Annotated in this window: 23 protein-coding genes; 13 read left to right on the forward strand and 10 right to left on the reverse strand. The window is 69.0% G+C overall.

Going from position 1 to position 25,784, the window contains the following annotated elements; translation table 11 throughout:
• Positions 1-187 precede the first annotated feature (187 nt).
• The gene (locus tag ACWDU1_RS00515; RefSeq protein ID WP_449994522.1) at positions 188-1,033 is read left to right on the forward strand and encodes an SAM-dependent methyltransferase; all 846 of its coding nucleotides are present in this window, start codon (positions 188-190) and stop codon (positions 1,031-1,033) included.
• A gap of 143 nt (positions 1,034-1,176) precedes the next feature.
• Complete coding sequence (locus ACWDU1_RS00520) at positions 1,177-2,193, forward strand: oxidoreductase (RefSeq protein WP_449994524.1); 1,017 nt, start codon at positions 1,177-1,179, stop codon at positions 2,191-2,193.
• A gap of 23 nt (positions 2,194-2,216) precedes the next feature.
• Here ACWDU1_RS00520 and ACWDU1_RS00525 read toward each other — a convergent pair whose 3' ends face one another.
• The 6 genes from ACWDU1_RS00525 to ACWDU1_RS00550 form a co-directional block, all read right to left on the reverse strand.
• A complete protein-coding gene (locus ACWDU1_RS00525; protein WP_449994526.1) occupies positions 2,217-3,098 on the reverse strand; it encodes an acyl-CoA thioesterase in 882 nt (293 codons plus the stop codon).
• A 147-nt stretch (positions 3,099-3,245) separates the two neighbouring features.
• A complete protein-coding gene (locus ACWDU1_RS00530) occupies positions 3,246-4,007 on the reverse strand; it encodes an SDR family NAD(P)-dependent oxidoreductase (RefSeq protein ID WP_449994528.1) in 762 nt (253 codons plus the stop codon).
• 92 nt (positions 4,008-4,099) lie between these two features.
• Positions 4,100-5,221 carry an ADP-ribosylglycohydrolase family protein gene (locus ACWDU1_RS00535; RefSeq protein WP_449994530.1) on the reverse strand — a complete coding sequence of 374 codons (1,122 nt, stop codon included), beginning with the start codon at positions 5,219-5,221 and terminating at the stop codon, positions 4,100-4,102.
• 48 nt (positions 5,222-5,269) lie between these two features.
• A complete protein-coding gene (locus ACWDU1_RS00540; RefSeq protein WP_449994531.1) occupies positions 5,270-5,500 on the reverse strand; it encodes a hypothetical protein in 231 nt (76 codons plus the stop codon).
• A gap of 51 nt (positions 5,501-5,551) precedes the next feature.
• Positions 5,552-7,327: an acyclic terpene utilization AtuA family protein gene (locus ACWDU1_RS00545; protein ID WP_449994533.1), complete on the reverse strand. Its 1,776-nt coding sequence runs from the start codon at positions 7,325-7,327 to the stop codon at positions 5,552-5,554.
• A gap of 93 nt (positions 7,328-7,420) precedes the next feature.
• Positions 7,421-8,647 (reverse strand): oxygenase MpaB family protein, encoded by a 1,227-nt coding sequence (locus tag ACWDU1_RS00550; RefSeq protein ID WP_449994535.1) that lies wholly within the window; start codon positions 8,645-8,647, stop codon positions 7,421-7,423.
• Positions 8,648-8,663: 16 nt separating this feature from the next.
• Here ACWDU1_RS00550 and hpnE point away from each other — a divergent pair, with 16 nt between their 5' ends.
• From hpnE to ACWDU1_RS00580, 6 genes are all read left to right on the forward strand, one after another.
• Complete coding sequence (gene hpnE, locus ACWDU1_RS00555) at positions 8,664-10,082, forward strand: hydroxysqualene dehydroxylase HpnE (protein WP_449994536.1); 1,419 nt, start codon at positions 8,664-8,666, stop codon at positions 10,080-10,082.
• Positions 10,083-10,113: 31 nt separating this feature from the next.
• On the forward strand, positions 10,114-10,722 hold the full coding sequence (locus tag ACWDU1_RS00560) for a TetR/AcrR family transcriptional regulator (RefSeq protein ID WP_449994538.1): 609 nt from the start codon (positions 10,114-10,116) through the stop codon (positions 10,720-10,722).
• Complete coding sequence (locus ACWDU1_RS00565; protein ID WP_449994540.1) at positions 10,719-11,228, forward strand: SRPBCC family protein; 510 nt, start codon at positions 10,719-10,721, stop codon at positions 11,226-11,228. The genes ACWDU1_RS00560 and ACWDU1_RS00565 overlap by 4 nt, the downstream gene beginning before the upstream one ends.
• A 290-nt stretch (positions 11,229-11,518) precedes the next feature.
• The gene (locus tag ACWDU1_RS00570) at positions 11,519-13,117 is read left to right on the forward strand and encodes a GMC oxidoreductase (RefSeq protein WP_449994541.1); all 1,599 of its coding nucleotides are present in this window, start codon (positions 11,519-11,521) and stop codon (positions 13,115-13,117) included.
• Positions 13,118-13,239: 122 nt separating this feature from the next.
• Positions 13,240-15,462 (forward strand): acyl-CoA dehydrogenase, encoded by a 2,223-nt coding sequence (locus ACWDU1_RS00575; protein ID WP_449994543.1) that lies wholly within the window; start codon positions 13,240-13,242, stop codon positions 15,460-15,462.
• A gap of 152 nt (positions 15,463-15,614) precedes the next feature.
• The gene (locus ACWDU1_RS00580) at positions 15,615-16,538 is read left to right on the forward strand and encodes an NAD(P)H-dependent flavin oxidoreductase (protein WP_449994607.1); all 924 of its coding nucleotides are present in this window, start codon (positions 15,615-15,617) and stop codon (positions 16,536-16,538) included.
• Here ACWDU1_RS00580 and ACWDU1_RS00585 read toward each other — a convergent pair.
• Positions 16,525-17,565: an alpha/beta hydrolase family esterase gene (locus ACWDU1_RS00585; protein ID WP_449994545.1), complete on the reverse strand. Its 1,041-nt coding sequence runs from the start codon at positions 17,563-17,565 to the stop codon at positions 16,525-16,527. The genes ACWDU1_RS00580 and ACWDU1_RS00585 overlap by 14 nt on opposite strands.
• Positions 17,566-17,740: 175 nt before the next feature.
• Here ACWDU1_RS00585 and ACWDU1_RS00590 point away from each other — a divergent pair, with 175 nt between their 5' ends.
• The 3 genes from ACWDU1_RS00590 (at position 17,741) to ACWDU1_RS00600 (ending at position 20,403) form a co-directional block, all read left to right on the forward strand.
• Positions 17,741-18,760, forward strand: coding sequence for a phage tail tip lysozyme (locus tag ACWDU1_RS00590; RefSeq protein WP_449994546.1), 1,020 nt, complete (start codon positions 17,741-17,743; stop codon positions 18,758-18,760).
• A gap of 259 nt (positions 18,761-19,019) precedes the next feature.
• Positions 19,020-19,637 (forward strand): hypothetical protein, encoded by a 618-nt coding sequence (locus ACWDU1_RS00595; protein ID WP_449994548.1) that lies wholly within the window; start codon positions 19,020-19,022, stop codon positions 19,635-19,637.
• A gap of 433 nt (positions 19,638-20,070) precedes the next feature.
• Positions 20,071-20,403 (forward strand): hypothetical protein, encoded by a 333-nt coding sequence (locus ACWDU1_RS00600; RefSeq protein WP_449994550.1) that lies wholly within the window; start codon positions 20,071-20,073, stop codon positions 20,401-20,403.
• Here the strand turns inward: ACWDU1_RS00600 and ACWDU1_RS00605 are convergent, their stop codons facing one another.
• From ACWDU1_RS00605 to ACWDU1_RS00615, 3 genes are all read right to left on the reverse strand, one after another.
• Positions 20,404-21,750, reverse strand: coding sequence for a CoA transferase (locus ACWDU1_RS00605; protein WP_449994552.1), 1,347 nt, complete (start codon positions 21,748-21,750; stop codon positions 20,404-20,406). It abuts the gene before it with no gap.
• 95 nt (positions 21,751-21,845) lie between these two features.
• Positions 21,846-22,232 carry a DUF2784 domain-containing protein gene (locus ACWDU1_RS00610; RefSeq protein ID WP_449994554.1) on the reverse strand — a complete coding sequence of 129 codons (387 nt, stop codon included), beginning with the start codon at positions 22,230-22,232 and terminating at the stop codon, positions 21,846-21,848.
• A gap of 40 nt (positions 22,233-22,272) precedes the next feature.
• Positions 22,273-23,703 carry an SDR family NAD(P)-dependent oxidoreductase gene (locus ACWDU1_RS00615; protein ID WP_449994556.1) on the reverse strand — a complete coding sequence of 477 codons (1,431 nt, stop codon included), beginning with the start codon at positions 23,701-23,703 and terminating at the stop codon, positions 22,273-22,275.
• Between the two features lie 205 nt (positions 23,704-23,908).
• On the opposite strand from ACWDU1_RS00615, the gene ACWDU1_RS00620 reads away from it, so the two are divergent.
• Both ACWDU1_RS00620 and ACWDU1_RS00625 read left to right on the forward strand, forming a co-directional pair.
• Positions 23,909-25,054: an acyl-CoA dehydrogenase family protein gene (locus tag ACWDU1_RS00620; protein WP_449994558.1), complete on the forward strand. Its 1,146-nt coding sequence runs from the start codon at positions 23,909-23,911 to the stop codon at positions 25,052-25,054.
• A gap of 28 nt (positions 25,055-25,082) precedes the next feature.
• Positions 25,083-25,721 carry a TetR/AcrR family transcriptional regulator gene (locus ACWDU1_RS00625; RefSeq protein WP_449994609.1) on the forward strand — a complete coding sequence of 213 codons (639 nt, stop codon included), beginning with the start codon at positions 25,083-25,085 and terminating at the stop codon, positions 25,719-25,721.
• Positions 25,722-25,784: the final 63 nt, after the last annotated feature.

The following is a 25,784-nucleotide window of genomic DNA, read 5'->3' on the forward strand; positions in this document are numbered from 1 at the left end:
GGCGGAATCGAGACGGTCCCGAAACTCGGTCGCGAAACAGCCCTTCTACCAGCGCAAACGGCGAACGGAAAAATTTCCTTCGAGAAATCGTCTCGCGCGGCGATCAATTCGGCGAACCGGCGTCGTCCTATCCGTCGAGCCCTATCTGTCGATCGTGTAGCCAGGACAACCGGATAGAGAGAAAGCGATGCCGGATACACCGTTCCGTTCGCCATCCCCCGGCCGTTCGCCGGTCGGCGTCGATACGACCCGCGCGAGTATCGCGCGCGTCTACGACGCCGGCCTGGGCGGCAAGGACAATTTCGAGGTCGACCGCCGAGTGCTGGATGCGGTGCGCGAGGTCGCACCCGGCATCTGTGGGATGTCGCGGCGCAACCGCGCCTGGCTACGCCGTGTCGTTCGCTATCTCGCCGGAATAGTGGGGGTGGAGCAGTTCCTGGACGCGGGCGCCGGTCTGCCCACTGTCGGCAATACCCATGAGATAGCCCAGCTGGTGAATCCGTGGGCGCGGGTGGTGTATCTGGACAACGATCCGATGGTCAGCGCCCACGGGCGCGTGCTGCTGGAGACCAACGAGGACACGGTCTACCTGCGTGGCGATCTCACGGATCCGGAGCTGGCGGCGCCGGATTCGGAGGTGTGGCGTTATCTGGATCCGGGGCGGCCGGTCGCGTTGATCCTGGGTGCGGTACTGCATCACATCGAGGACGCGCAGGCGCCACGCGATATCGTCGCGCGCTGTGCCGAAGCGCTGTGTCCCGGATCGTTCGTGGCGATCACGCATTTCTGGGATCCGGGCCCCGGCGCCGCGGACCATGCCCTCGCCCGCGAAATGGAGCGGCGGTTCCTGGAGCGCGGGCTGGGAACCGGGTGGTTCCGAGGCCGGGAGGAGATCGTCTCGTTCTTCGACGGTTTGGAACCGGTCGAGCCGGGTGTGGTGCCGCTCGATCAGTGGTGGCCCTCCGGGCCGGCGCGCCCGCCGGCGACGCGGGAGGAACGGCTGATGCTCGGCGGGGTCGCGCGAAAGCCGTGATCCGGCGGCCGGTCGGCGTCACGACAGCGCGGAAATAACGTTCTCTCAGCGAGAGAACTGTCCTATACTTTTCGCTGGACCGGCCGCCCCCGGACGTTCTCCACGAGGGGCGGCGTAGACCGTGCTGGAACTGGATAGGTGCCGTGAGCTCGTCGAATAAACCGTGGACAGTGGCGGACGCACCCGATCAGTCGGGCCGCACCGCAGTGGTGACAGGTGCGAACACCGGGATCGGATTGGAAGTGGCCCGCGGCCTGGCACGCCGGGGGGCGACGGTCGTACTGGCCTGCCGCAACGACGCCGCCGCCGCGGTGGCGAAAGCCGATATCGAGAATTCCGAGCCGGGTTCGGATATCCGGACGGTCCACGTCGATATCGGAGATCTGGGTTCGGTCGCCGACTGCGCGCGCCGTCTGCACGACGATCTGCCCGCGATCGACCTGCTGGTCAACAACGCGGGTGTGGTGGCCGGTACGCGGACACTCACCGTGGATGGCTTCGAAAGCGATTTCGGGATCAATTTCCTGGGCCATTTCGCACTGAGTGCCCGGCTGGCGGATCTGATCACCGCCGCTCCGGCCGGGCGGATCGTCGGCGTGGGCAGTATGAGTCACGGGCGGCGGAGCGCGGCACTGGATTTCGACGATCTGCAATCCGAACACAGCTTCGGCCGGCTGGTCACCTACTCGCGCTCGAAAACCGCGACCATGACCTTCATGGTCGAACTGCAACGCAGACTGGCCGCCGCCGGTTCGCGGGCGCTGTCGGTGGGAGCGCACCCCGGCGGGGTGCGCTCCACGATTCTGCGGGACCAGAGCCTGCTGGTGCGGATCGCCTACAGCGATATCGTGATGACGCTGGCCCGTCTGGTCACCCAGACGCCCGAGGCCGGTGCGCAGTCGATTCTGCGGGCGGCGCTGGACCCCGAGGTCCGGGGCGCGGGGTTCTACGGTCCCGAGAAGCGGTGGGGCCTGGTGGGCCCGCCCGAGCTACTCGATACGCCGCCCGGTGCGTCCGATCCCGAGGCGGGCCGGCGGTTGTGGGAGATCGCCGAGGAACTGACCGGTGTGACCTTCGGTCTCGGCGCCGAACCGCCACGGCCGGCCGCGCCGGTGTCCGGTGACGCGGTGGCGACGGAAGCCGGCGGCGAAACCCCCTGACCGGACCGGCCGGAATCATCCGGTCACCGCGGCCCGCGCGGCCGGATCAGGCCCTCCTGCACGGTGGTGGCGCAGAGTCGTCCGGATCGATCCAGGACTTCGCCGTGCGCGAGCCCCCGGCCGCCGCCGGCCCAGCGGCCGTACTGATCGTGCAGGAACCACTCGTCCACGCGGATCGGCGCATGGAACCAGATCGAATGGTTGATGGTGGCCACCTGCAACTCCACCCGCTCGAGCGCCTCGCCGTGCGGGCCGGTGGCCGCCGAGAGCAACAGCAGATCGCTGAGATACATCAGGCAGGCCGCTTGTTCGAGCCCGGCGTCGGGCACCGGCTGCCGGGTTCGCAGCCAGACGCGCTGCCGGGGCGAGGACGCTTCGCCGCGCATGGCGTGCGCCCGGGCCGGTGGGTCGGGAAAACGGGCATCGATCCCGAGCGCGTCGAGGAAGTGGCTGGTCCACTGGAGCGCGTCCGGATGGCCGGCGAACACTTCCGCGAGATCGGGCACGTCTTCGGGTGCGGGGGTATCGAGCGTCGCGACCTGATGGGCCAGTCCCTCCTCTGACCGGTGGAAGGACGCGAGCATCGTGAAGATCACGCGGTCGTTCTGAACGGCCTCCACCCGGCGGGTCGAGAAGGAACCGCCGTCGCGCACCGGCTCCACCAGGAAATCGGTGGGAACCGTGGTGTCACCGGGCAACAGGAAATAGGTCTGTGCGGAATGGATGGGACGGTCGGCGGGCGCGGTGAGACCGGCGGCCAGCACGGCCTGGCCCGCGACCTCCCCGCCGTAGCTGCGCTGCGGTGGGCCCGGGTGGATACGCCCGCGAAACCGCAAGTCCGCGAGGCGTTCGAGTCCGATCCGGTCGGCGATCGATTCCGCGGGCCGCACGGCTTCCAGCGTCATGGCCACCTCCAGTGGTGCGAAGTGCGGCCACGAGCCGCGGAGTTCGGGACTACCGTCGAGCCCATTATGGTCGGCGGCGCCCACGCGCGCGCCGGTGGCCCCGCCGCGCCGCCGGCGCGTGCACCGGATGCGCGGCGGGGGCGCGGGTCACTTGGGCGCGAATCGCATCCCGGCGTCGAGTCGCAGGCACTGCCCGTTGAGCATCGCGTTGTCGACGATCGCGCAGGCGAGTTTGGCGTACTCCTCCGGCCGGCCCATCCGCTTCGGGAAGGCGTTGCCGGCGACCAGCGGGGTCACCATCTCCTCGGGCACGCCCGCCAGGATTCCGGTATCGAACAGCGACGGCGCGATGGCCAGCACCCGCACACCCACCGAACCCAGGTCGCGGGCCATGGTCAGCGCCATGCCGGCGATCCCGGCCTTCGCCGCGGTATAGGCGACCTGTCCGATCTGGCCTTCGAACGCGGCGATGGAGGCGGTGTTGACGATCACGCCGCGTTCCCCGTCGGCGTTGGGCTCACCTTTGCTCATATGCCACGCCTGTAGCCGGTTGAGGTTGAAGGTGGCGATGAGATTGAGATTGATGATGTTGGTGAACGACTCCAGATCGTGCGGGCCGTCCTTGGACAGTGTGCGCTTGGCGATTCCACCGCCGGCCGTGTTGACGGCGATATCCAGGCCGCCCAGTTCCGCGACCGCCGCGGCGAGGACCGACTCCACGGCGGCGTGATCGGTGACATCGGCCTCGAAGAAGGAACCACCCAGATCGGCCGCGACCTTGGTGCCCTCGGCGGCCGTCCGGTCGACGATGGCGACTTCGGCGCCGCGTGCGGCCAGGGCCTCGGCGCTCGCACGTCCCATCCCGGAGGCGCCGCCGACGACAATGGCCCGTGATCCCTGAATCTCCATATTCCCGTCCTTCTCGGTCCTGCGGGGCCCGGCATCGCGCCGGACATAACCCGGCCTACGTTATAGCGGCCGGGCGGGCCCGGACGCATCTTTCACGGAAGCGTCGTTGATAGTGCCGGGCCGGATTCGGTCCCGGGCGCGAGGTCGAGTGGGTAACGGCCGCCGAGGCGGTCCCGCTGCCCGTAGTGGAAACCCACCGCGAGATCGTCGGCCACCTGGATCGCGATATCCCGGCCTTCCACCGGGGCCACCCACTCCGCCGGGAGCGCGGCGAGCCCGTGCCGGGCGCCGAGGAGATTGCCCGCGACGGCGCCGGTGGAATCGGAATCGCCGGAATGGTTCACCGCGAGCAGTAACGCGCCCCGGATATCGCCGGTTCGCTCCGCGTACATCGCGCAGTACACGGCGACGGCGAGACATTCCTCGGCGATCCAGCCCTGGCCCACCAGTTCCACCCGCTCGGGTGTGGCCGGACCGGCATCCGCCTGCGCACGCGCCAAGGCGAGCGCGTCGATCGTTTCCCGGGCGCCGGGCACCGCGCCGAGCCTCTCCTCGGTAACGGCCAGCGCGCCGTCGAGGGTGTCTCCGGCGACGAGGCGGTCGATCAGCGCGGCCAGTGCCCCGGCGGCCACATAACCGGTGGGGTGACCGTGGGTGAGCTGTGCGCACCGCGCCGCGGTCTCGAAAGCGCCCCGGGTGCCGGCCGCCACGAGACCGAAAGGCGCCGAACGCATCACCGTGCCGCAGCCCTTGGACCCGGCGTTCACCGGCCCGGGTTCCCCGAAAGGCCGTGGCGCCCGATAGGCGTCGGCCTGCCGGCGCAGCCCGCTCATACAGGCGTTGCCCGGCGCCCGCACCGCGTACAGGAATGGCAGGCCGGCCAGCCAGCCGTCGGGTCGTTCGGGCGGCAGTGGCCGCTGCTGGGTGTCCAGCCAGCGCAGATAGGCCCGCCGCAGCACCGGAACCGGGTCGTTGCCGGGCGGGCAGCGCAGCAACCCCTCGGCGGTGAACAGCGTCATCTGGGTGTCGTCGGTGACCTGCTGCGGGGCGGCGGGGTCGGGACCGGGCAGGAACCCGGTGATCCCGGTGTCCCCGTAGCCGTTGCGGATATCGGTCAGCGACCGGAATTCGATGGGCCACCCGAGGGCATCGCCGATCGCGCCGCCGACCAGCGTGCCGCGAATCCTGTCGACCAGTACCCGGTATTCATCCACGAACAGCGATCCTCGCAGCACAACCCGGGTGGCACAACAGGTTTCGGATCACCGGGGCAGCCATTCGGGCGCGCCGGCGCCGCGCGGCACCAGAATCGTGCGATAGCGCCCGGGCGTCCGCGACATCCGCACCTGCTCGGTGACGCCCTGGTACCGGCCCAGCGGCGTATCGGCGGTGAAGGTTTCCGGATCGAGGTAGCGGTGCCGGTCGCCGCTGCCCGCGACGGCATGCGCGTAGTCGCGGTCGAAGATGCCCGGCGACAGGATCCGCAGGGCCACCCGGGTCAGCGAGACGTGGACCCGCCGCCGCGGTGAGACGGTCGGTGAGTGTCATCGGTCCGTCCGGGTGCCGAGCAGGGTTTCGGGGATAGGTACATGTTTGGCCCGCAGGTATTCGCCGACCGCCTTGCCGACCTGGTCGACCCGGTCGTTCGCCGAGCCGCCGGTGCCCAGCAGCCCGCGGAAGACGAAATGCACGGCGCGCAGCTCCGGGAATTCGTGCCGGACGATATCCAGGTCCTTCGCCTCGGGCATGAGCCGGCGGATCTCGTCGGTGGACAGGAATCGCCGCAGCCACGGCCAGGCGGCCGGAAAGGGCGTCCAGAGTCCGACATTGCAGTTACCGCCCTTGTCGCCGCTGCGGGCATAGGCCAGCAATCCGAGCGGCACCCGGCGCGCCGGACCGGCTGTGGGGAGTCCGGTGGGTTCGAGGTGGGGGACCGGTTCGGGGACCGCTGTCGCCGGGGCGGGTGCGATATCGAATACGAGATCGTCGAGTACGGCCCGATGCCCGACCGCGTCCATCGCGAGCACGCCCGGCCAGTACTCGATCCGGGGCTTCGGCCGGGTCTGCTGGGCGCCGGCGACATCGGTGAAGAAACCGGGATAGCTCTGCAGGTAGAGGCTGCCCAGGGTCCGGGCCGGTGCCAGCCGGGCCAGCGCTTCGGGATCGGCAGCGGTGGCCAGGATCCGGACCGCGACGGTCGCGTCCCACTGGGTCTCCGGGTCGGGGGCCGGGGTGCCGATGGTGGTGAGATGCAGTTCGACCCCGTCCGGGGTGACGCGCGCGAGCTGGCGGCGCAGCAGGTCGACTTTGCCCGCGATATCGGGAGCGGTGACGTAAACGGTGTTGACCTGCTGATATCCGGTCTGTCCGAAGATCGCGACCTTGGTGGTGGGTGGCGGCGGTGAGCCGGTGACACCGGTGACGCGCACCCGGTCCGGTCCGGTCTCGGTGAGCCGGACCGCGTCGAGATGCACCGTGACATCCGGATTCGGATACCGCGGTCCCTGGATCTCGTACACCAGTTGAGCGGTCACGGTATCCACCGTCACCGCTCCGTCGTCGCCGCTGTGTTTGGTGATCACACAACTGCCGTCGGCGGCGATCTCGGCGACCGGGAATCCGGGTGCGAGCATATTCTCGATATCCGCGAAACCGGAGAAGTTGCCGCCGACCGCCTGCGGTCCGCATTCGATGATGTGCCCGGCCAGGACGGCCCCGGCCCAGGCGTTCCAATCGTCGGGCCGCCAGTCGTGCCACCAGGCGGCGGGACCCGCGGTCAATGAGGCATCGGTGACCCGGCCACAGACGACGATATCGGCGCCGCCCGCCAGTGCCCGGGCGATACCCCGGCCGCCCAGATAGGCATTGGCGGCGATGGGCCGGACCGGCCAGGACGACAGCGGTTTCCCGGTGTCGAGGTTGTCGAACCGGTGTCCGCGCGCCTGCAGGTCCGCCAGTCCGGCCACGATGTTGTCGCCCTCGATATAGGCGATTCGAAGTCCCGCTCCCGCGGCCGCGCTCTCGTCGCGCAGCCGGGCGGCCAGGCCGGCGGGATGGAAACCGCCGGCATTGGTGACCACTTTGAGCCCGCGGTCCGCGATCGTCCTCAGGTGGGGACGGAGCTGATCGACGAAGTATTCGACGTACCCGCGCGTGGGGTCGGCGTGGTGCCGTGCCGCCAGTGCGGCCAGCGTGATCTCCGCCAGGTAGTCGCCCACCAGGACATCCACCGGGTCACCGGCGAGAACCTCGTCCACCGCGGTGAACCGGTCGCCGAGATATCCGGAGAAGTTGGCCAGGCGGATCGGCCGGTCCGACATATCGACACCTCCTCGTGCACCGCCGAGTGTGCCGTGTGAGGGCGGGTGCTGTCAGATCGGGGTGGGAATCCCTGCGCGATACCCGGTACCGGGCTATGCCGTCTGCTGGAGGTGATGCGCCGAGCGCCCGACCTCGGCGGGCCCGCTGCCGACCAGGAGTCGTTTGAAGGCCTCTTGTTCCCGGATCCCGCGCTCCTCGGCGAGACGCCGGGCGGCCGGGCTGATCCGGACCGCCGCGCTGCGAACCAGATTGACCGGCATCCGCATCAGCGGGTACCAGGGCGGCATATACGGCGGCAGCCCGAGCCGGCGCATGGCCGCCGGGCCGAGATACATACTCGCGATCGACAGGTGCTGGGCGCGGGCGATGCGGCCGCGTAACCACGGCAGATTCGGATAGTTCCAGGTGAGGGGATCGTCGGCCATGGGCACGGCGAGACGCTTGGTGGTTTCGTCCGGGTTGGTGATCGACGACATGCAGTGGTACAGGATCCGGACGCTGTCCCGGAAGCCGGTGGGCAGCCATTCGTCGCCGACGCCCATCAGCCAGCCCACGTACCGGGCCAGATGCGCGGCGGCCTCCCGGTCGGTGTGGGAGGGCAGGATGCCCATCGCCATACCGCCGATGAACGGTGCGATGAGCGCGCCCACCAGGGTCGCGGCCATATCGGTCTGATTGATCGGCAGTCCCCAGGCGCCGCCGTCCCAATCGGGCATCGCGGCCACATGCCGGCGGACCAGGGAATGGACGAAACGGACGTGCAGCGTGGACCGGTAGCCGGGCCCGAATTTCTCCATACCGTTCTGGACGTCCAGCGCCCACTGCATGGTCTCGGCGAAGCGCTGGGCCGGGCCTTTCTCCAGCGCGCCGGTGCGCAACAGGGTCTTGTTGAATCCCGAGGCGAGGTACCCGCCCAGGAACGAAACATCCCGCGCCAGGTAGAGGCCGTCGTAGCCGCCCCGGCGCAGAACCTGTTCGCCGTGCGCGACCAGGTCCGGGTCCACCCAGTCCGGCGTGGTCTCCACCGCGGTGAAGAAATCTCGCAGCGGTGCCGGGGCTTCGGGGACCGTGTCGATTCCGGAACGCAGGGCGCGCTCGAACAGTGGCCGGGTCGCGGCCATCCCCGTATCGATCATCCAGCCGACCAGCGCGTCCATCGGTTCGTCGCCGACGAGGAGCGAGGCGCCCATGGCCGCCCACTGATCGGCGTCCGGGGCCCCGATGCCCATGAGCATCGCGAAGGGCCGCAACCCGGGCACTTTGACCGGGGCGTCGGGGTGGCGGGTGGGAACGGGAACACCGTTGTCTTCGAAGCCCATGAAACGAATGTATGGAATGCGTTACATTGTGTCAATGGATGCCCAGAAGGCCGGGGCGCGGCCGTCGAACGATCCGCGCCGGTACGTTGTGATCGGGGGCGGCCTGGCCGGGCTCGCCGCCGCGGTATGGCTGGCGGAAGCCGGTAAACAGGTGACGGTGCTGGAACGGCGCGCCCGGTTGGGCGGGCGGACCCAGGCGATGCGGGTGCCGGAGGTCGGCGATCTCCCCGATAACGGCCAGCATGTCGTGGCCAGTGGCTACCGCAGCCTGTTCCGGTACCTGGAGAGTGTGGGGACCCGTGAATACGTGGAGTTCCCGGGCGGGGGCACGCTGCGCTGGCCGGGCGGCCGCGCGGTGCCGTTGTACACCAGGGGGTTCGGGGCGCTGCGGACGCTGCTCGGCGCCCACCCCGACGCCGGTCCGGTCGATCGGCTGCGCGCGCTGCGTGCCACCGCGCGGCTGGGGCGTGAGGCGCTGTTCCAGCCCGCCGACCTGGCCGATCTCACCACCGATCAGTGGTTCCGCCGGGTCGGGATGCCGGCGAAAGCCCGGGAGGCGCTCTGGGATTGGCTGGCGCTCGGCATCGCGGCCGAACCGGTCGACCGGGAATCCGCCAAGATCTTCGCTGATGTGCTCGCCACCGGTATCCGCATCGGCTTCCGTGACCGCACCGGAGTCACGATCGGCTATCCGACCGTGGATCTGGATACGCTCTACATCACCGGTGCGGAACGGGTTTTCGAGAAGTACGGCGTGGACGTGCGCTTCCGGACGGTGGCCCGCCGGATCGTCGTGACCGACGGCGTGGTCACCGGTGTGGTGCTCGACGACGGTACCGAGATCCCGGCCGGCGCGGTGGTGTGCGCGGTGCCCAATACCGGTATCCACGGGCTGCTCGACGACCTTCCCGAACACGCCGAGATCTATGCCGCGGCCGATAAATTGCATGTGACGCCCATCGTCAGCACCAACCTCTATCTGGATCGCCCGCTGGCCACCGAATCGGCCATGGAGGCGCTGATCGGCGGAACCGGGGTGATCGACGAGGTCTTCGACCGGCAGCGGATGCACGGCCGGGACCCGGACGGCGCGTGGCTCTACTGCCTCACCACCAGCGGCGCCTACGAGCAGATCCACAAGAGCAACGACGAGATCATCGAGGAGCAGGTCGCGCTCATCCGGCGCTACTATCCCGAAGCGGCCGAAGCGAATGTGGTGCACGCGCATGTCGTGAAAATGCCCAAGGCCACTTTCTCCCAGGTGCTGGGCACCGACGGCCTGCGCCCCGATCAGCGGACCTCGGTGCCCACCCTGATGCTGGCGGGGGATTGGACCCGCACCGACTGGTCGGCGACGATGGAGAGCGCGGCGCAGAGCGCGGAACGAGCGGTGGCCGCCCTGCTCGCTCATACCGCCGCCGATGACCAGGGGTGACCTCCTTCTGCCCGGTCTATACTCCGGCCATATGGTCCGCACCTATGACGAAGTCGACGAACGCATCCTCGACGCGACGTTGGCCCGGATCCTGCAGGTCGGCATCCGGCGCAGCAGTCTGGACGATATCGCGCGCCGATGCGGGATCAACCGGGTGACGATCTACCGCCGATTCTCGGGCAAGGACAACCTCATCGAGGCGGCGCTGTACCGGGAGATCGGCCGGGTGCTCGCGGAGGCCTCCGCGATCGCGGCCGGCACCTCCGGGGTCGAGGCCCAGATCGAGGAGACCGTCTACTTCGTGCTGCGGCTGACCCGGACCCACCCGCTGGTGACCCAGCTGCTGGCGGTGGCGCCGGAGGAAGCGCTCGGCTTCTACACGGTGCGCGGTGAGGAACTGGTATCGCAGGGCATCGAGTACATCGGTGGCGTCCTGCGGACCGCGCAAGAGCAGGGCCTGCTGGCCCGTTACGACCCGCGTCCGGTCGCCGAACTGGTTGCCAGGATGGCGCATTCGCTGATGCTCACCCCGACCGCCGGTGTGAATTTCGACGACGAGGACACGGCGCGGGCGTTCATCCGGGGCACGATCGTCCCGCTCATGAAATACGGCATCGGTAAGGAGTTACAGCCGTGGTGAACATCAGCCGGACCACTCGGGTGTCCGACAGCGTCGTGGTGGCGGTCGGGCCGGAAGCCGCCTACGACGCGGTGAGCGATGTAACGCAGATGGGCCGGTGGAGTCCGGAGAACACCGGCGCGGTGGTGGCCGAGCCCGGTGTGGCGGCCCATCCGGGAATGACGTTCGTGGGGGCCAATCGCCGGGGCCCGATGCGCTGGCATACCGAGTGCACGGTGACCGAGGCGACGCGGCCGAGCCTGTTCCGGTTCGAGGTACGACGCTGGGGGCTGTGGAAGCCGGTGCTGCCGGTTGCCGTGGCAACCTGGGAATACGAGTTCGAGCCCGTCGCCGGTGGAACCCGCATCACCGAGACGTGGTACGACGACCGCACCACCTGGCCGGATACCCCGGCGCTGTGGTTCGACCGGATCGCCACCGGAAAGCGGGGTTTCGCCGAGTTCCAGAAAGGCAATATCCGGCGCACCCTCGACCGGTTGAAGGCGGAACTCGAAGCCGCCGGCTGACTGCGCGGAACCTCCTCCCACCTGCGATGGACATGTGTCCATATCACATTCCAGCCTCGCTGAACAACGTTCTGAGCTGGTGTGATAGGAGATGGCGGTGACCGTTGGGCACAGTTGGGCAATCGACCGATAGGTTCTTGACACCGGCTGTGACACGTATCTACTTTTGAGCCCGCCCGCGAAACCTTCGCGGGCACTCCGCTTGTCGGCTACCCGGCCGCTGCGTCCGGGGCGAGGTAGCGGCGGCGCGCCTGCGCGGAGTCGTGTGCACGGCTGTTCGGAGGTCGCTCTTGTCCGCATTCTCACGGCGCACGTTCCTGGGAGGTGCCGCGGCGGCGGCCGGTATCTCACTGACCGGTGCGGCGGTCGCCACGGCGGACAGCGGCGCGCGGGCCCCGCGCCGGCGAACCCCGGTGGTACGCGAGGAACATCGGGTGATCGTGGTGGGCTCCGGCTTCGGCGGCGGTATCGCGGCCCTGCGGCTCGCGCAGGCCGGTGTGCCCGTGCTGCTACTCGAACGCGGAAAGCGCTGGGCCACCGGACCCGACGCGAACACCTTCGGCAATCCGCTCGACCCCGATAAACGACTACTCTGGTACGGGTCCGCGCCCCAGGTCCTGGGGAGGCCGGTTTCGCTCGAGCCCTACACCGGACTGCTGGACGCGGTGGTCGGCGACAATATGACCGCGCTGTGCGCGGCGGGGCTGGGCGGCGGTTCGCTGCTCTATCAGGGCATGTCGCTGCAGCCGTCCGAAGCGGTGTTCAACACCCATTTCCCGGCGGAACTGGACTGGCGGGTAATGGACCGCGTCCATTACCCGCGTGTCGCGTCGATGCTGCGGCTGGCGGTGGCGCCGGACGACTTGATCGCGCACCCGAACTACAAGGCGGCGCGGGTATTCGCGCGAAATGCCGAGGCCGCCGGGCTGCCGGTATCGAAGATTCCGATGCCGATCGACTGGAACTACGCGCTGGCCGAAACCCGCGGCGAGATGAAGGCCTCCTATTCCAACGGCGCGGGCGCGTTCGGCGTCAACAACGGCGGTAAGCATTCGGTGGATGTCACCTACGTCGCCGAGGCCGAGGCGACCGGGCTGGTCGATGTCCAGGTGATGCACAATGTGACCGATATCGAGCGGGGTCCCGGCGGGCGCTGGATCGTGCACGCCGACCGGACCGACGAATCCGCGCGGATCCTGGAGCGGAAGATCCTCACGACCGGCGCGCTGATCATGGCGGCCGGCAGCCTCAACACCACCCGGTTGCTCATGCGGGCCGCGGGTAAGGGGCTGGTCCCGGATATGCCCGATGCCTTGGGTACCGGCTGGGGCACCAACGCCGACCGCATCTACACCTGGACGAACCCGACCGAGGATTTCGGGCCGGAGCAAGGCGGGCCCGTCGTCTACGGCAGTCTCAACTGGGACGATCCCGCGACCGCGCATACGGTGATCCAGGCCTCGATTCCGCCGCTGGGGATGGACGCGCGTACCACGATGCTGGTCGGTTACGGCGTGAGCGAGGCCCGCGGCCGGTTCGTCTACGATTCGGCTGCCGAAACGGCCCGGTTGTCGTGGCCGGCGGACGGCGACGCGGCCATCCAGTACGGCCATATCGAGAAGACGGTGCACAAGGTGGCGGGCGCGGCCTCGGTGGTGGGCGATACCAACAAGGCGTTCCCCTCGACCTGGCATCCGCTCGGCGGCGCGTGTATGGGCTCGGTCTGCGATCTCGACGGCCGGGTCATGGGACAGCGCGGCCTCTATGTTCTGGACGGAGCGCTGCTACCGGGCAATGCCGCCGCCTGCAACCCTTCGATGACCATCGCGGCGGTGGCCGAACGCGCCCTGGACAACCTGGTGGCACAGGATGTCGGCACGCTCATCTGAGCCGGGCGCGGCCGTCCGGGGCCCGGGCGCGAGGATTCCGGAATACCGGCGCCCGGTGTAGAACGTGTTCTAATCTGGAGGTCCCGGGCCATGGCCCGGGACCGACCGAGCCCCCGACCGGAATGAGAACCGTGCCTGTTGCCCTGACCGCAGACCAGGCGGCGCTGGCCGATACCGTCGCGGGCTTCGCCGCCCGCCACGCCGGCCGCGAATACACGCGCAAATACGCCGAGGACCTGAAACAGGGCGTGCTACCCGCCTTCTGGCCCGACCTGGTGGCGCTCGGGCTGCCCGGTATCCATCTGCCCGAAGATATCGGCGGGCAGGGCGGCACCTTGGACGACCTCGCGGTGGTGCTCGCGGAATCGGGGCGTGCGCTGCTGCCGGGCCCGTTACTGCCCACAGTGATCGCCGGTGCAGCACTCGCCACGGCCGCGGGTGCGGAGCCGATCGACTCCGTGCTGCGGCGCCTCACCGCGGGTGCCGCCGCCGCGGTGATCCTGCCGGAGCACGGGATCGCCGCCGGGGGCGACCCCGCGAACCCGGTGCTGACCGGTTCGGCCGATATCGTCCTCGGCGCGGTCGCCGCCGAACTGTTCCTGGTGGCCGCCGCCACGGACACCCGGACGCAGTGGTTCGTGGTGGACCGCGCGGCGGCCGGTGTGGATGTCGACGTGCGGGAGGCGGCCGATCTCGGACGCGATATCGGCGCCGTCCGGTTGCGCGAGGTCGCCGGGGCGGCACCCGTCGACCTCGATACCGACCTGGTTTCCGCGCTGGCGGTGGCGCTGGCCGCGGTGGAGGCCGCCGGGGTCATCCGCTGGTGCTCGGATACCGCCACCGCATACGTGAAGTCCCGCACACAGTTCGGCCGGCCCATCGGCGCGTTCCAGGCGGTACAGCACCGCACCGCCCAGTTGCTGATCACCAGCGAGCTCGCCACCGCGGCGGCATGGGACGCGGTGCGCGGATTGGGTGACGAACCCCGCCAGCGCCTCCACGCGGTGGCGGGGGCGGCACTCGCCACCTTGGGCAACGCGGTCCACGCGGCCGTGGAATGCCTCGGGCTGCACGGCGCCATCGGATTCACCTGGGAACACGATCTGCACCTCTACTGGCGCCGGGCCATTTCCCTGGCCGGGCTCGCCGGTCCGGTGGGGACCTGGGAACAGCGGCTGGGTGAAGCGGCTCTGGGCGGGCCACGCAACTTCGCCGTACCACTCCCGGAAGACGATTCGACCTTTCGCGAATGGGTGTCGGAGATCCTGGACCGGGCCGGCGACCTGGACAATCCGGACCCTTCGACCATCGGTGACCACGATTCGGTGAACACCGGTCCGCGCCGGACCCTGCTGGCCGACAGCGGCCTGGTGTCCCCGCCGATGGCCCGGCCCTACGGAATCGAGGCGGGGCCGCTGGAACAGCTGATCCTGCAGGACGAATACGACCGGCACGGTATCTCCGCCCCGTCCATGGGGATCGGGCAGTGGGTGGTGCCGATCGTGCTCCAGCGCGGTACTCCCGACCAGCTGGCCCGGCTGGCCGCGCCCGCGCTGCGCGGGGAGGAGATCTGGTGCCAGCTGTTCAGCGAACCGGAGGCCGGATCCGATGTCGCGTCGCTGAGCCTGCGCGCCACCCGGGTCGACGGTGGCTGGGAACTCGCCGGCCAGAAGATCTGGACCACACTGGCGCACCGCTCCCACTGGGGACTGCTGCTCGCCCGCACCGATCCGGACGCGCAACGGCATCGCGGCCTGACCATGTTTCTGGTCGATATGCACGGGCCCGGAGTGCAGGTCCGGCCCATCACCCAGGCCAGCGGCGACGCCGAATTCAACGAGGTCTTCTTCGACAACGCCTTCGTACCCGATTCGATGGTCCTGGGCGAGCCGGGCCAGGGCTGGGCGCTGACCCTGGAAACCCTGGCCCAGGAGCGGCTTTTCATCGGCGGCGTGCGGGATCCGGGTCATAACGCACGGCTGCGCGGCATCATCGAACGGCAGGAGTACACGGGCACCCGCGACGACGCGGTGCGCGCCCTCGGCCGGATCAGCGCTCGCGGCGCGGCCATCTCGGCGATGAACCTGCGCGAGACGATCCGGCGGCTCGACGGGCATCCGGTGGGTCCCGCGACGAGTATCGCGAAAGCGGCTGCCTCGATGCTGCATACCGACGCGGCCGCGGCCGCCATCGATCTCATCGGCCCGGCGGCGGCACTCGGGGAGGCGATCTCCGAACCGGTACATCACGAACTCGATATCCCCACCTGGGTGATCGGCGGCGGGACGCTGGAGATCCAGTTGAATACGATCGCGACGCTGGTCCTCGGGCTGCCCCGGAAATAGGCCCGGCGCCCCGGCTCCGGGTGTTCCCGTGGCCGATCCCACACCGGATCGGCAACTGATGGCACCCGCCCGCTGTTAATGTCGGCTGTGTGACCGAGCGACTTCCCGCCATCCTGCGCGCCGACCTGCGCCTGCCCGTCATCGCCGCCCCCATGTTCATCGTGTCCGGCCCCGAACTGGTCCTGGCGCAGGCGAAGGCGGGCGTCATCGGCTCCTTCCCCGCTCTGAACGCCCGCACCACCGGCCAGCTGCGGGACTGGCTGACCCGGGTCACCACGGAACTCGCCGCCGCCCCGGGATCCGCGCCCTTCGCGGTGAACCTGATCGTGCACAAGACCAACGGACGGTTGCTCGAGGATCTGGCGATCCTGGAAGAGTTCGAGGTTCCGATCGTCATCACCTCGCTCGGCGCGCGTGCCGATGTGAACGAGCGGATCCACGCCTACGGAGGTGTGGTCCTGCACGATGTCATCAGTGACACCTTCGCGCGCAAGGCGGTCGAGAAGGGCGCGGACGGGCTGATCGCGGTAGCGGCGGGTGCCGGTGGTCACGGCGGTGTCGTCTCGCCGTTCGCGCTGGTGCGCGAGATCCGGGAGTGGTTCGACGGGCCGCTGGCACTGTCGGGCGCGATCGCCCACGGCGACAGCGTGCTGGCGGCCCTGGCGGCCGGGGCCGATTTCGCCTACATCGGATCGCTGTTCATCGCCACCGACGAGGCGAACGCGGTCCCGGAGTACAAGAAGATGATCGTCACCGGAACGGCCGGGGATATCGTGTTCACCGATTTCTTCACCGGCGTGCGAGGCAACTACCTACGTCCCAGCATTACGGCCGCGGGCCTGGATCCCGACAATCTGGTGGTGCCCGGTGGCGGTACCGGTTCGCTGGAATTCCTGGACCCCGGCACCTCGGAGGCCAAGGCCTGGCGCGATATCTGGGGCGCCGGCCACGGTATCGGCGCGGTGGACGAGATCCGGCCCGCCGCCGTCGTGGTGGATCGCCTCGTCGCCGAATACGACCGGGCCGCAACCCGTATCGCGGCCCTGCACCGTGGAGGTCCGGTCAGCTCCGTATAGGGTGCGCCCGGAAGAAATCCCAGATGATCGTGGTGGCGCTGATCGAGTCGGTATCGCTGCCGACCAGCGCCGCCGGGAAGATCTCCGACGGGGTGCCGAACCAGATGTGCCCGCCGCCGAGGACCTTCCACAGCTGGACCTCGGCCCCTTCGGGGCACGGATAGGTGGCCAGCACGATATCGCCGGCGATGCGCTGCTCGGCCGGTTCGGTCGTGCAACCGTTGCGCCGTGCCCACGCGGCGGCGTTATCGCTGATCGATTGCGGTCCGGGCCCCTCCACATCCGGGCGGTCGTGCTGTGGGTCCGCCGAACCGGAACCGTCCGGCGACGGCAGCAGCCGCGCGTTCGGTCCCGTACCGCCCTCGTAGGCGACGATGGGATCGGCGGTGCCGTGGAAGGCGATCACGGGAACAGGCCGCGCGGGTTCGCACCACGCGAAATCGGAGAGCCCGGCCACCGGCGCGATGGCCGCGAGCCGGTCGGCCAGTTGACAGCCCAGCGACGAGGTCGTGAAACCACCCATGGACAGGCCGGTCGCGTAGATCCGCCGGGTATCGACGCACAGGGTCGATTCCATCTCGGTCAGCAGATCCGCCAAGTAGCCGATATCGGCGGAACCGCGGTCGAAATCCCAGCGGGGCAGTCCCGGCCGGAGCAGCTGCGGAGTGATCGTGATGAATCCCTGCGCGCGGCCGTAGTCGCCCAATCCGGTGCCGGCGTGCTGGATGAAGACGGGTTCCAGATATCCGTGCAGATCCAGGACAACGGGCAGGGGCCGGTTCGTGTCTGCCGGGATATCGCGCAGGTAGATGCCCGTCAGGCCGCGGGCCGTGAAGAGCGCCGGCTCCGGCCCGGGTGCCGGGCGCGGCGTTGCGCAGCCGGCGGACGGAACCGGCGCCACCGTCGAGGGCGCCGCCGGGGCGGGTGCGGCGGCCGCGGCCATGAGAACCAGCGCGATAACCACGAACACCGCCCGGCGAACAGATTTCGCGAAACGGCCCACCGTGATGGGAAGAGAGTCGAGCACGGCTTCGATGGTGGCAAACCGCCGCGATTCCGGTAGCGAAAGAAACCCCGCTATACCGAAAGCCTGAAAACTCGTCGCCGACCGGGGAACCATTCTCACCAGCGGGAGGGTGGCGCGCGGGCGGGTAATGGAATTCTGTTATGCAGGTGACGGTATCGGGTGAGGAAGGTTGAGCATGGCCCCCAAGGAGGACTGGACGCTCCATCGTCCGCGCAACGCTCCGATTCTGAACCCCTATATCGCCTATACAGAGGACGTACTGAAGGCGCTGGAGGCCGGGCTCGGGAACAAGTCGGCGGCGACCCTCACCCCCGGAGAGTTGGTGAAGAAGGCCAAGGACCGCCCGGGGACCAGCGACCTGGAGGAGAAGTACAAGGTCAAGGAGGGGCAGGTCGACCAGTTCCAGGAGGACTGGTACGCGCTCGACGACAAGGTCGGGTTTCTCGCCGCACGCGCCGCCGATGACTCCAATCTGGTCACCGGCGAATTCGAGGAACTCCGCGATTCGGTCATGGAGATCACCCGTAGTGTTCCCGACGATCCGACACCTTCTCGGCAGATCGACGCCGTCGACGCCATCGACAAGGCCATCGGTGATGTGGTGAACAAGGTCTGGGTGGCCTACGCGGCGCTGGAAGGTAGGTCCCAGGAGGTGCCGGGGCAATGGTCCAACGGGGGTGGCGGCGGTTCGGGAGGTGGATCACCGTATTTCCCCGGGCTCACCGACACCGGCAGCGCCTACAGTGATGCCTCGGCCGAGCCCATCGGAGAAGGTGAGAAGGCCACCGTTCAGGACATGTACCGGTACCTGATCGAGAAATATCACCTCACACCGGAACAGGCCGCGGGGATCCTGGGAAATCTGCAGGTCGAATCCGGATTCGATACCGGCGCCTACAACCCGAACGAAGGCGCCATCGGCCTGGCCCAGTGGCTGGGCGGACGCCGCGAGAACCTGGAGGCCTTCGCCTCGGGTCGCGAAGGCGGGGTGACCAGCTGGAAGAACCAGATCGATTTCATGATGCACGAGTTGGGCGGCAGCGAATCGGGCGCCTACAACCGGCTCAAGGCCACGTCGACGGCCGGGGAAGCGGCCGCGGTATTCGATCAGTACTACGAACGCAGTTCCGGCGAGGCCCGGGGCAAGCGGGTGGCCAACGCGGAGGCGATCGCCGCGTCGATGGTGGCGGTATGAGTATCCGGATGAGGGGGCCGGCGCACTGCCCGCGCGGCCGGTCTCGATGTGTTCGGCACCGGTCGGGCGCCTATGTGGCGCAGGCGATTCGCTTGTGCGTAGAGTGACTTTCGGTCGCGGTTAACGCCGCGAAGCCCCGGGGAAATGAGTATGGGACACGACGTCGCATCGGGCGTCGTGCACGAACGCAAGGAAACAGGACGTCCTGATGGGTCACCCGCACCAGCCCAATCCGCATAATCACCGACCCGGCGGACCCGTGCCGCCCCCCGGTGGCCCGTATCCGGGTCAGCAGGGCCCCTATCCGGGGCAGCAACCGCAGTACGGGCAGCAGCCGTATCCGCCGGGGCAGCAGCAATTCGGTGCACCCGGCGGATACGGCGGCCCGCCACCGCGGTCCGGCGGTAACGGCGGCAAGATCGCGCTGATCATCGGCGGTGTCGCGGTCGTGCTGATCGCGGTGGGAGCCGGAGCGTTCTTCCTGTTCGGCGGCGACGGCGGCGGTGTCGTCGGCGGCGGGTACGACGATCCCCGGGAGGTCGCACAGGCCTGGGTCGACCAGAAGGGCGACCCGGAGGACCTGGTCTGCGCGGCCGATATGGACGAGATCAGCAAGTACGAGCAGGAGAATCCGACCAAGCCCACGGGCGTTCCCGATTCCGATCTGCCGGCGTCGACGACAACGCTGAAGAGCGTGGATGTGCCCGCCGGCAGTGATTCGGGGACCTTCACCATGGAGATCGCCGTCGAGGTGATGGGAACGGAGACCACCTCGACCATGACCTATGACCTGGTGAACGAGGACGGCTGGAAAGTGTGCGGAATCCTCGATCCCGATATCGAAATGGATTCCGGGTTCGGGCTGGACGGGCCGTAGCGGCGCGTACCCGGTGGGCGCGCAGCACCTCGCGCGCCCGCCGGGTGGATCGCCGATCCGATGCGTGTACGGGTGCACGCTACGGCGACCCCGCAGCGCCGCAGCTGTCGCACCCGTACACGCCGCTACCCATCCGGCATCCAGGACCTGGACGGGTAGGCGATAGGCGCCGGCGGACGCGCGGGAGGGCGCCGGCCGGTGGCGAGCTCAGGGGCGTTTCCGCCCGCTCGCGCGGGAACCGGCGAGCGCGACAGGCCGCGCACCGGGGCTGCCCGCTCGCGAAACAGCGGTGACGACACGCGATCGCCACCGCTACGCATCCGACTCTACGGTCCCGCGACAGTGTGGCCGAGAGGCCGAAGCGACAGAAAGCGAACCGTTTCCGACACGCCGGCCCATTTCCGGCCGGTCTGTGAGTCCCTACACTGTGCGCATGTCCGCTCGACGGCTGTTCGCCGTGTTCGCCATTCTGTTCGCCGCCACCCTGGGCATCTCGGCCTGCACCGTCACCGGCCCCGGTGCAAGCAGCGAATGTGAGGTCAGTGGTTGCACGGTGACATTCGACCGGGGCGTGGATGCCCAGATCAGCGTGCTCGGCGTGGATGTCCGGCTCACCGGTGTGCAGGGGGATCTCGTCACGCTCACCGTCGCCGGACAGGAGGTCACGGTGCCCAGAGGGGAGACCGGATCGGCGCAGGGCATGGATCTCACGGTGCAGGAGGTCACTCAGGAACGAGTGGTCGTGCGCCTCTCCACCGGCCTCTGATCATCCCGCGCCGGGCGTATCCGGCCAGCGTGCTGCGGCGCTGCCGTAGACCGGTGCCGGATTCGGGTAGTCCGGGAACTCGGCCAGCGCCGGTGCGGCCGTGACCACACGGTCGTGGGTGACCGTCGCGCCCGGGTCGGGGACGGCGGGTGCGGGGTGTCCGGGTGTGCGGCCGCGTTCGGAAAGCAGCCACGTCGCGGTGCGGGCCAGTGAGGCCCGGACATCGCGACCGCGCCCGTCGCTCGTCCGGGCGGCGAGCGCGTCGATGATCCCGGCCGCGAGCAGATACCCCGAGGAGTGATCCAGCGCCTGGGCGGGCAGGGCGCCCGGTACCGCGGACGCACCCTCGATAACGGCGATCCCGGTGGCCGCCTGGACGATACTGTCGAAGCCGCGGCGCCCGGCCCACGGCCCGGTGAACCCCCAGGCGCTCACCCGGGCGTGGACGAGCCCCGGCCGCCCGGACAGGCCCAGCCGCTCGAGGGCGCCCGGCCGGTAGCCGGTGACCAGAACATCGGCGCTGTCCAGCAGGGTCTCCCACTGCGTATCGGGGCCGCGCAGATCCAGCAGTGCGGACTTCTTGCCCTGGCAGGTATCGGTGTACTGCCACGGAATCTCGGGGATATGCGGGGGGTCGATCCGTAGCACCTCGGCCCCCAGCAGGGCCAGTGCCCGGGTGGCGACCGGACCCGCGATCACCCGGGTCAGATCGAGTACGCGCACGCCCTGGAGTGGCTGGTAGGGCGTGCCCGATATCGGGAGCGAATAGCGCCTGCGGTCGGAGCGTTCCACCACCGCCACCAACGGCCCGGCGGCCGCGGAGCCGGCCTGCGGGCAGGCCCGCCACTGCGTCTCGTCCCGCACCCGTACCGCGATCGCCCCGCGGGCTGCCGCGAGCTCCTCGAGATCGGCCGCGCGGATCATGGCCATCTGCGCTTCCGCGCGTTCCACGGGAGCGTCGGCGGGTAGTTCGAGTGCCGCGAGCAAACTCGCCCGATGGTGCGGATAGTTGGCGTGGGTGCGTACCCAGCCGTCGAAGGTCGGGAAGAAGCCGGAGAGGTCGGCGAAGGCGTCGACCGGAGCCCCGTCCACCCGCAGCAGACGATCGCTGGTGAACGATGCGGCGATCCGCCCGGGATCGAGTCGGTGCCGGATCGGGGAGGTGCCGGTGACCTGCCGATACCTGTCGGTCGCCGCGATGAAGGCCTGGACCGCGCCCGCGGCCAGTCCCCATACCGGCAGGGTGGCGGCCAGCAGTGCTCCGGGGTCGGGCCAGTCCACCGGCGCCGACTCCTCGACACCTGCGCCGTCCTCGTAGTCACGAACCAGCCGTGCGCCCACATCCACGGCACCGAGCGTACTGGCCGTAGCGGGCGGCGATCGCCGGGTTACCGGCCGGCACAGCGATTTTCATCACACCGTCACCGGTGCGGGTGAGGCGGTTATCCGGCCGCCCCGGCCGTGATCCCGCCGGGGCGGTGCCGGGACCGCCACCACAGCCCCGCCCACGACGTCAGCACGCATGCGGCCACCAGGATCTGCACCTGAACCAGCATGCTATCCGGGTAGATCACACCCGTCAGATAGTGATCGATGAAGCCTTCGGAGGGCAGTCCCGCGACACCGGCCCGGGCACGGGCCCAGTTCTCGGCGTAGGTGAGCGGGCAGTCGTAGCCGACCAGTACCGTGCCGAATCCCCAGGCCGCGGCCAGGCCGTGCGCCCAGATGGTGCGAGGGAATCGCCAGGCAAGGAAGCCTCCCGCCACCACATAGCCGATGAACAGCATATGCACGGCGGCGGTCAGATCGGCGAGCAGCCGGTACCACACCCTTCCAGGGTATGTCCTCGGCGCGTGCCCGGCATCCGAATTACCACGGGGAGGGGCGGTAGTCCTTCAGGAAACAGCCGTACAAATCCTCACCGGCCTCACCGCGCACCACCGGGTCGTACACCCGGGCGGCACCGTCTACCAGGTCCAACGGTGCGTGGAAACCTTCGTCGGCGAGCCGGATCTTGGTGTAGTGCGGGCGCTCGTCCGTGATCCAACCGGTATCGACCGCGGTCATCAAAATGCCGTCTGCCTCGAACATCTCGGCGGCGCTGGTGCGGGTCAGCATATTGAGGGCGGCTTTGGCCATATTGGTATGCGGATGCCCCGGACCCTTGTAACCGCGGGAGAACTGTCCCTCCATGGCGGAGACGTTGACCACGTACTTGCGGCGGGCCGCGGCCGCGGCCAGCGCCGGACGCAGCCGGGAGACGAGTATGAACGGTGCCACCGAGTTGCACAGCTGTACTTCCAGGAGCTCGGTGGGATCGACCTCGCCGACGGTGTGCACCCAGCTGTTGGTGTGTGCGAGATCGGGGACCAGCCCGCCGGCGTCGATGGCCACTCCCCGGGCGATCCGGTCGGGGGTCGCCGAACCCGCCACCAGGGCCAGTTCGGCGACTTCCGCGCCGGTGAGGGCCGGCGTCAGCGATGCCGTCAACGCGGTCGGGTGGGCCTGGGTGGTCTGGCCGAAGGTCACTGTCTCGGGGAGTTCCCCGGCGGGCAGCGGACCGGATTCGGCGGCGGCCAGAGCGCTGTAGGAACCGGGGGAGCGGCGTACGGTCTGGGCCGCGTTGTTGATCAGGATATCGAGCGGCCCGCGCGCCGCGATATCGTCGGCCAGCGCGACCACCTGGGCGGGGTCACGCAGATCGATACCGACGATGCGCAACCGGTGCAGCCATTCGGCGCTGTCGGGCTGGGCGGCGAAACGCCGGATCGCGTCGTTGGGGAAGCGGGTCGTGATGGTCGTCTGCGCGCCGTCGCGCAGCAACCGCAACGCGATGTACATGCCGATTTTGGCCCGGCCGCCGGTCAGTAGCGCCCGCCTGCCGGTCAGATCGGTGCGGGCGTCGCGGCGCCGGTGGCTCATCGCGGCGCATTCCGGGCACAGCTGGTGGTAGAAGGCGTCGACGCGGGTGTACTTCTCCTTGCAGATGTAGCACCCTCGCGGCCGCAGCAGGGTGCCCGCGCTGGAGCCGCTGGTCGCCGAACTGATCGGGATCCCGGCGGTCTCGTCGTCGATCCGGTTCGGCGATCCGGTGGCGGTCGCGGCGACCACCGCGCGGTCGGCGGCCAGTTTGGCCTGGCGGGCGGTGATCCGGCGCTGTCGTTTGAGCTCCTTGAACATCCGTCCCACCGCCCGCTGGACGGTCACCGAATCCGGATCGCCCGGGTCCAGTCGCCCGGCTTCGTCGAGGACACGGAGACAGGTGGCGAGGTCGTGGGGGTCGATGCTGGAGTCGGCCATCGGTAGCGGGGAATTCCTTCGTGAGCTGGGCAAGCGTGCCCACCATTGTGGCAAGTGCGGCGGGTGTCGCCGTAGCCGGGCCGTCCCGGGCGGCCGATCCCGGCCCCCGCTTCGTTGACAATGCGCCAATAGTGCGGGACAGTCGTTCCGGATATCCGGCACGACGAGGCCGGCCCGGGTGATCACGGAACAGAGGACGCGGATTATGGCACGCCCCGCTTGGAGCGACGACGAGGTCGAGGCGGTACGGGAACTCGCCCGCAACTACTTCGAGAAGGAAGTGGTGCCGCACGAGGAGAAGTTCATCGAACAGGGCCACCCGGACAAGGCGCTGTACCGGCGTGCCGGTGAGCTGGGCCTGCTGTGTCCCGCGGTCACCGAGGAGTTCGGCGGCGGTGGCGGCACCTTCGCCCACGAGGCCGCGATCATCGAGGAACAGGTGCGGGCCGGCGACGGCGCCCTCGGCATCCCGGTGCACAGCTCGATCATTGCGCCCTACCTGGCCGAATTCGGTTCCGACGAGCTGAAGAAGCGGGTTCTGCCCAAGGCATGCAGCGGTGAGATGGTGCTGTCCATCGGAATGACCGAACCCGGTACCGGCTCGGATCTGCAGGCGATCAAGACCCGTGCGGTGCGCGAGGGCGACGAGTACGTGATCACCGGATCGAAGATCTTCATCTCCAACGGGTGGCTGTGCGACGGCATCATCATCGCCGCCAAAACCGACCCGGACAAGGGCGCGGCCGGCGTCTCACTGCTGTTCGCCGAGGTCGGCGACGATACCCCCGGCTTCACCCGGGGCCGCATCCTGTCCAAGATCGGCGGGAAGGGCCAGGACACCGCGGAGCTGTTCTTCGACGGTCTGCGGGTACCGGCGGCGAACCTGCTGGGCGGCGCCGAGGGCCAGGGCTTCTATCAGATGATGCAGTTGCTGGCCCAGGAGCGGCTGGTCACCGCGATCATGGCGGTGGCGATGATGGAACGCGCGGTCGAGCTGACCGTCGAATACACCAAGGGCCGCGAAGCGTTCGGTAAACCGCTGTTCGCCATGCAGAACACCAAGTTCGAACTCGCCGAATGCGCGACCATCGCGCGGACCAACCGGGTTTTCCTGGACGACTGCATCTCCCGGCATCTGCGCGGTGATCTGGATATCCAGTCGGCGGCGATGTCCAAATACTGGTCCACGGATCAGCTCGGCGTGGTGGTGGACCGCTGCCTGCAGCTGTTCGGCGGTTACGGCTATATGACCGAGTACCCCATCTCCCAGCTGTACACCGGCGCCCGGGTCCTGCGGATTCTCGCCGGTAGCAACGAGGTGATGAAAGACCTCATCGCACGTGGGCTCTGACCCCGGCTCCGCGCCCGCCGCCGGGCCCGTGGTGAACGGGTCCGGCGGCGTCGGCGTGCCCGCGCGGCGACGCCGGCTCGAACCCGATGAGCGGCGGGCCCAGATCCTGGCCCGGGCCATCGAGATGTTCGGCGAGCGCCCGTACGCCGCGGTATCGACCGCCGAACTGGCCCAGCGGGCCGGCGTGGCCCGGGGCCTGATCAATCACTATTTCGGCAACAAGCGAGACCTGTATCTGGCGGTGGTGCGCCGGATGGTGACCCTGCCACGCGCCGAGGAGTTCGCGACCCCCACCGGCAGCACCCGCGACCGGATCGACGCGAGTGTCCGCTGGCTGCTCGACACCATCTCCGAACACGGCAGCACCTGGGTGAAGGTGACCAGTCACGAGGGTGTCGGCGACGACCCCGAAGTCCAGCAGATCCTGGACGCCGCCGACGACGCCGCCGCGCAGCGGCTGCTGGCGATGATCGGGCTCGCCGACGGCGCCGCGCACGACGAACCGCGCCGCGCGATGGTCCGGGCGTTCGGCGGGCTGGTGAAGGTCGCCGGACGCGAATGGCTCACCCGCGGCACCATGACGCGCGACCAGGTCCACGCTTTGCTGGTCGATATGCTCACGACCCTGGTCACCGAATCACTGCCCCGGGTACACGCCGAGCGCTGATCCGGATCTCGTGATGAGATGTCACGGCCGGGCGGGGTGAACTTCCGTATCTGGAACACCGCT

This window comes from Nocardia sp. NPDC003345, assembly GCF_053589395.1.